5 protein-coding genes are annotated in these 6,192 nt (G+C 66.0%); 4 read left to right on the forward strand and 1 reads right to left on the reverse strand.

All coding sequences use genetic code 11. The annotated features are described in order from the left end of the window. Window positions 1-97: 97 nt before the first annotated feature. Window positions 98-1,549 (reverse strand): HNH endonuclease signature motif containing protein, encoded by a 1,452-nt coding sequence (locus AC6CH3_RS18785; protein ID WP_498133854.1) that lies wholly within the window; start codon window positions 1,547-1,549, stop codon window positions 98-100. A 250-nt stretch (window positions 1,550-1,799) separates the two neighbouring features. Between AC6CH3_RS18785 and AC6CH3_RS18790 the strand changes: the two genes are divergently transcribed. From AC6CH3_RS18790 to AC6CH3_RS18805, 4 genes are all read left to right on the forward strand, one after another. Further along, entirely contained in the window at window positions 1,800-2,438 is a 639-nt protein-coding gene (locus AC6CH3_RS18790) for a GntR family transcriptional regulator (RefSeq protein ID WP_498133855.1), read from the forward strand. Window positions 2,439-2,467: 29 nt separating this feature from the next. Further along, window positions 2,468-3,988 carry an MmgE/PrpD family protein gene (locus tag AC6CH3_RS18795; protein ID WP_498133856.1) on the forward strand — a complete coding sequence of 507 codons (1,521 nt, stop codon included), beginning with the start codon at window positions 2,468-2,470 and terminating at the stop codon, window positions 3,986-3,988. Then, the gene (gene prpB / locus AC6CH3_RS18800) at window positions 3,989-4,894 is read left to right on the forward strand and encodes a methylisocitrate lyase (RefSeq protein WP_498133857.1); all 906 of its coding nucleotides are present in this window, start codon (window positions 3,989-3,991) and stop codon (window positions 4,892-4,894) included. Between the two features lie 68 nt (window positions 4,895-4,962). After that, window positions 4,963-6,114: a bifunctional 2-methylcitrate synthase/citrate synthase gene (locus AC6CH3_RS18805; protein ID WP_498133858.1), complete on the forward strand. Its 1,152-nt coding sequence runs from the start codon at window positions 4,963-4,965 to the stop codon at window positions 6,112-6,114. Window positions 6,115-6,192 lie beyond the last annotated feature (78 nt).

Genomic DNA, 6,192 nt, shown 5'->3' on the forward strand with positions numbered 1-6,192 from the left:
CAGCAAGCGCTCGATCCGGGACCATTGATCTTCACGCAGGACAGCTCTGTTTGTGACAGCCGCAAGCACCCCAGCGAGCAGCCACTAGCGACACGCTTCAGGCGGCTGTGTATTGTGCCCAGTCGGGAAAGGGATCCACGGGCAGGGGTGGGTCGAGGCTTGCGGGGTTGTCGGGCCCGGGGTTGTCTGGCTCAGGGTTGTCTGGCTCGGTGGTGTGGGGCCAGTGTGGTGGTTCCCAGTCCTGTTCTTCGCTGGGATAGGTCCGTCCGGTGGGTGAGATCCAGCCAGGCGGACTGTCACGGGTCGCCGCGACCGGCCGCCAGGGCGTGGTGTGTTTCAGGCGGTGATGCTTCCGGCACGGCTGGCCCAGGTTGCTGATGCCGGTCCCGCCGCCCGCGGACCAGGCCAGCAGATGATCCGCCTCGTTATCCAAGGACTGGTTGCTGCAGCCGGGAAACGGGCACCGTCCGTCCCGCAGCCGCAGCCATTGCCGCATCGGCTTCGGCACCCGGTAACTGCTCCGGCCGATCTCCAGCGGCGCCCCGTCGCGCGGATCGGTCAGCACCCGCAAAAACGACCCCGCCCCGTCCGTGACAAGCCTGCGGGCCATGGACGCCGGGATCGGCCCGTACCCGTCCAGCACCGCCGGTTCCTCACCGGCCCCCAGCAGCGAAAACACCGGCACCGTGACCAGGACCTGCGCCGCCGGGGACGGGGCACCCTCCACCACACCGCCCAGCAGCCAGCACCCGGCGACGTCCGCGCGCAACTGGGTCAGGGTCCGGGATTCCCCAGGACCCTGCAGGGCGCGCCCGGCCTCGGTGGCCCGGGCCCAAATGCCGGCCGCGGTGTCCGCGGGCAAATACAACGACAGCCACGCCATGCCGTCCCGGTCCGGAACGAACTCCACCCGCCGGTCCTTCACGCTCCTGCGGTGCCGCGCTTCGATGCCCACCGGGTGGTGCCGCTCCCGCCAGGCACGCGCCCTGGCCCGGAACCTGCCCGGCACCAGCTCCCCGGCCAGGCAGCCGCGCGCAGCAAAGGGAGCTTCGGGGTCCAGGAAATGGGCCTCTAAGGCAGCAGCTGCGGCGGGGTCCAGACCGGATGTTTCATCACACATCACTCGCGCGTGCTGCCACGAAATGGTTCCTGAGCGCAGTGCGGACAATGTCAGGGGCAACCCGGTGGTCAGTGTGGCTGACTCCGCCAGCAACGCCGCTGCCGATCTCTCACTCATAGTCAGGACGCAGGCCACTTCTGCTGTCACCGCCATCGTCAGGGCGGTGCGCTCCTGCGGGGAAGAAGCCGGGGCGGCCATGGCGGCGGCCGCGTGGGCGTATCCGGCGGCGAAGTGCACCTTCAACGCGGCGAGCCTGGCGTCCATACCGGCCAGCTCGGCCAGACCGTCCAGGCATGCGTCAGCTTCGTCCTGCAATGGGTCAGTATCAGTCGAGGACACGGTCCCTGCCCCGTGACTGACAAATGAACGCAGCGCAGCAAGGGAGGCTTCCATGGCCTCCAACGTCTCCGCGACTGCTCTGCTTTCCATACCCACAGCATGACAGGAGGCACTGACAAAAACCGCCGCAAGGAAACTACTGACATCCGACAACGCGCGCTGCCCTGGCCAATGGAGGATCACCTGTGAGTCCGGGCGGTGCCGCCCGTTGCCTTGAAGCCCAGGTCCGAACTACTTGTATACATTTCCTTCGCCAAGCAAGGAAAAGCACACGAAAAGCTGGGCAAATTCCTCATTCGTGTATACACTCGAGGGCATCGACCAACGAAGGGAGGGCGGCATGCGCGCCAGCGACAGGGCCTATGCGGCACTGCGCGATGACATCATCGAATGGCGGCTCCTCCCCGGGACGGTCCTCGCCGAAGTCGAGCAGTCGGAGCGCCTTGGCGTCTCCCGCACGCCGCTTCGGGAAGCGCTGAGCCGCCTGACGGCGGAAGGGCTGACGACGGCGGGTGGCCGCGGCGTCGTCGTCACCGGTATCTCCCTGGAGGACATCGATGAACTCTTCGAACTCCGCGAAACCCTCGAAGGCAAGGCAGCTGCCCTGGCCGCCGTGCGGGGCGACGCCGCGGTTTTCCTCAAGCTGCAGGAAGAGCTGCTTGCAGCTCCTGCCCTGATCAGCGGCACGGATCCTGCCCGCCACGACTACTACGAGCTCGTGGGCCGGCTGGACGAAGCCATCGACGCCGCCATCTCCAATTCCTACCTGGCGCAGGCCATGCGCAGCCTGCGCGTGCATCTGGTGCGCGTCCGGAGGCTTGCCGCCGACGACGCCGCCCGCCTCACTGCAGCCGCCGCCGAACACGCCGCCATTGCCGAGGCAATAGCCGCTCGAAACCCGCGCCTGGCCGAAGCGGCCACCACGATGCACCTGCACCGCAGTATTTCGCACGTCAAAGCCACCCACACACCTCATTAACCCCAACCCCTCGTCTACAAGGAGCCTCCATGGTTAAGGAACACCACGTCCGCGTCTACAAGAGCGAGGAAAACCTGCCCCGCGAGGACCAGCTCGCCCACAAGATCGCCGTGGTGGCAGCCGACCCTGTCGGCGTGACTGACGATGTCACGGAGATGGTGATCAACCGGATCATCGACAACGCCTCCGTGGCCATCGCATCGCTGAACCGTGCCCCGATTGTCGCTGCCCGGGCGCAGGCCCTCACGCACGGTCCCTCCGCCAACGGAAAGGGGGCGAAGGTCTTCGGAATCGGCGAGCGGGTTTCGCCGGAATGGGCGGCATGGGCCAACGGCGTGGCTGTCCGCGAACTGGACTACCACGACACCTTCCTCGCGGCGGACTACTCCCACCCGGGCGACAACATCCCGCCGATCCTGGCCGTCGCCCAGCACGTCGGCTCCAGTGGCGCGGACCTGATCCGCGGCGTCGCCACCGGTTACGAGATCCAGGTGAACCTGGTGAAGGCAATCTGCCTGCACAAGCACAAGATCGACCACGTGGCCCACCTCGGCCCCTCCGCCGCCGCGGGAATCGGAACCCTGCTGGGTCTCGACGTCGAGACGATCTTCCAGTCCGTGGGCCAGGCCCTGCACACCACCACAGCCACCCGCCAGTCCCGCAAGGGCGAAATCTCCACCTGGAAAGCCCACGCCCCCGCCTTCGCAGGCAAGATGGCCGTGGAAGCCGTGGACCGGGCGATGCGCGGCCAGACCTCCCCGGTGCCCATCTATGAAGGCGAAGACGGCGTCATCGCGTGGATGCTGGACGGCCCGGACGCCTCTTACATGGTCCCGCTGCCGACGCCCGGAGAGGCGAAACGAGCCATTCTGGACACCTATACCAAGGAGCACTCCGCCGAGTACCAGGCCCAGGCGTGGATCGACCTGGCACGGAAGCTGCACAAGGAACACCCCGAGGCCACGGATCCGTCCAACGTGCAGTCCGTGCTGATCAAGACCAGCCACCACACCCACTTCGTGATCGGTTCCGGCGCCAACGATCCCCAGAAGTACAGCCCCACAGCGTCCCGGGAGACCCTGGACCACTCCATCCCCTACATCTTCACCGTCGCGCTGCAGGACGGGGCGTGGCATCACGTGGACTCCTACTCCCCCGCTCGTGCCGCCCGGCCCGACACCGTTGACCTGTGGCAGAAGGTGTCCACAGTGGAAGATCCGGAATGGACCCGCCGCTACCACTCCCTGGACATCAACGAGAAGGCCTTCGGCGGCTCCGTTGAAATCACCCTCTCCGACGGCACCGTCATCAGGGACGAGATCGCCGTCGCCGACGCCCATCCGCTCGGTGCCCGGCCGTTCGCCCGCGAGCAGTATGTCAACAAATTCCGCACCTTGGCCGCCGGCCTGGTCGAAGAGGCCGAAATCGAACGGTTCCTTGCCGCCGTCGAACGCCTCCCGGAACTGGCGGCCGGTGAACTGGACCAGCTGAACATCACCGCCAAACCCGGCGTCATAGACTTCGCAGCGGCACCCAAGGGGCTGTTCTAGATGCTCTATTCCAAGACCACGCCCGAGGAGAAGCGCCTGCGCTTCCGTGAACTGCTGGCCTCAGGCACCATCCAGCAGTTCCCCGGCGCCTTCAACCCGCTCTCGGCACGGCTGATCGAGGAAAAGGGTTTCGCCGGCGTCTACATCTCCGGCGCTGTCCTGGCCAACGACCTCGGCCTGCCGGACATCGGCCTGACCACCCTCACCGAGGTGGCCACCCGCGCCGGCCAGATCGCCCGCATGACCGACCTGCCCTCCATAGTGGACGCCGACACCGGATTCGGCGAGCCGATGAACGTCGCCCGCAGCGTGCAGGAACTGGAAAACGCCGGACTCGCCGGCTGCCACATTGAGGACCAGTTCAACCCCAAGCGCTGCGGCCATCTGGACGGCAAGAATGTCGTGGACCTGGACACGGCCACCAAACGGATCAGGGCTGCTGCCGATGCCCGGCGTGACCCGAACTTCCTCGTCATGGCCCGCACGGACATCCGGGCGGTTGAGGGCCTCGAAGCGGTGCAGGAGCGGGCGAAGGCCCTGGTTGAGGCCGGGGCCGACGCCATCTTCCCGGAAGCCATGGCCACGTTGGAAGAGTTCCAGGCCATCCGGGATGCGGTGCAGGTGCCGATTCTGGCCAACATGACGGAGTTCGGCAAAAGTGCGCTCTTCACCGTGGACCAGCTGCAGGGTGTGGGCGTGAACATGGTGATTTATCCGGTGACCCTGCTCCGTAGTGCCATGGGCGCTGCTGAGCGTACGCTGGACTCAATCAGGGCTGACGGAACGCAGGAGGCACAGGTGGGGAGCATGCTCACCCGTGCGCGGCTGTATGACCTCGTGGACTACGAGGCCTACAACCGGTTTGATACCGGCGTCTTTAATTTCCGGATCCCCGGAACTGACTGACGCGCAATCCATACCGAACCGCCGGCCGGGGGGCCGGTCAACTGAGGCAAGGAACGAAGGAGCTCAGCATGGCTGAAGAAGAGATCAAAAAAGGCCTCGCCGGCGTCGTGGTGGATTACACCGCCGTCTCCAAGGTCAACTCCGACACGAACTCATTGCTATACCGGGGTTACCCGGTCCAGGAACTCGCGGCACGGTGCAGCTTCGAGGAAGTCGCCTACCTGCTTTGGAACGGAGAACTTCCCACGACGGAGGAACTGGCCGCCTTTACGGCGCGCGAGCGGGCGGGCCGTCCGCTGGATCCTGTGGTGAAGCAGGTGATCGACGTCCTGCCGGTCACAGCCCACCCCATGGATGTCTGCAGGACCGCAGCCTCGGTCATGGGCGCGCGCCACGAACTCGCGGAGGATTCCTCCCGCGAAGCCAACATGACAAAGGCAATCGACCTGTTCGCGGCCATGCCCGCCGTCGTGGCTTACGACCAGCGCCGCCGGCGCGCGGCGGGACGCCCCATTGAACCCGTGGAGCCCCGCGATGACCTGGGCTACTCCGCCAACTTCCTGTGGATGACGTTCGGCGAGGAGTCCGTACCGGAGGTTGTGGAGGCCTTCAACGTCTCGATGATCCTCTACGCCGAGCATTCATTCAACGCCTCCACCTTCGCCGGCAGGGTAATCACGTCCACGCTGTCCGATCTGCATTCGGCGGTGACCGGTGCCATCGGCGCACTCAAAGGTCCGCTGCACGGCGGCGCCAACGAGGCCGTCATGCACACCTTCGACGAGATCGGCATCCGGCCGGAGGAATCCCTGGAGGACGCAGCAGCCCGGGCCAAGACCTGGATGGAACATGCGCTGGCCAACAAGAAGAAGGTGATGGGCTTCGGGCACCGCGTGTACAAGCACGGTGATTCCCGGGTGCCCACCATGAAGGCAGCCCTGGACAAGATGATCGCACACTACGGCCGGCCGGAGCTGCTGGGCCTGTACAACGGGCTCGAGGCGGCCATGGATGAGGCCAAGGGGATCAAGCCGAACCTTGACTACCCCGCCGGACCCACGTACCACCTCATGGGTTTCGACACCCAGATGTTCACTCCGCTGTTCGTCGCCAGCCGCATCACCGGCTGGACGGCCCACATCATGGAACAGCTCGAATCCAACTCGCTGATCCGGCCGCTGAGCACCTACAACGGCGCCGAGGAACGGCACGTTCCATAGGAATTGTTCCCGGGAGGACGTTCGACGGCGGGCCGGTCACCTTCGCCAGGTGGCCGGCCCGCCGTCGTCAGAAAGGGA

This window comes from Arthrobacter sp. GQ119, assembly GCF_059759125.1.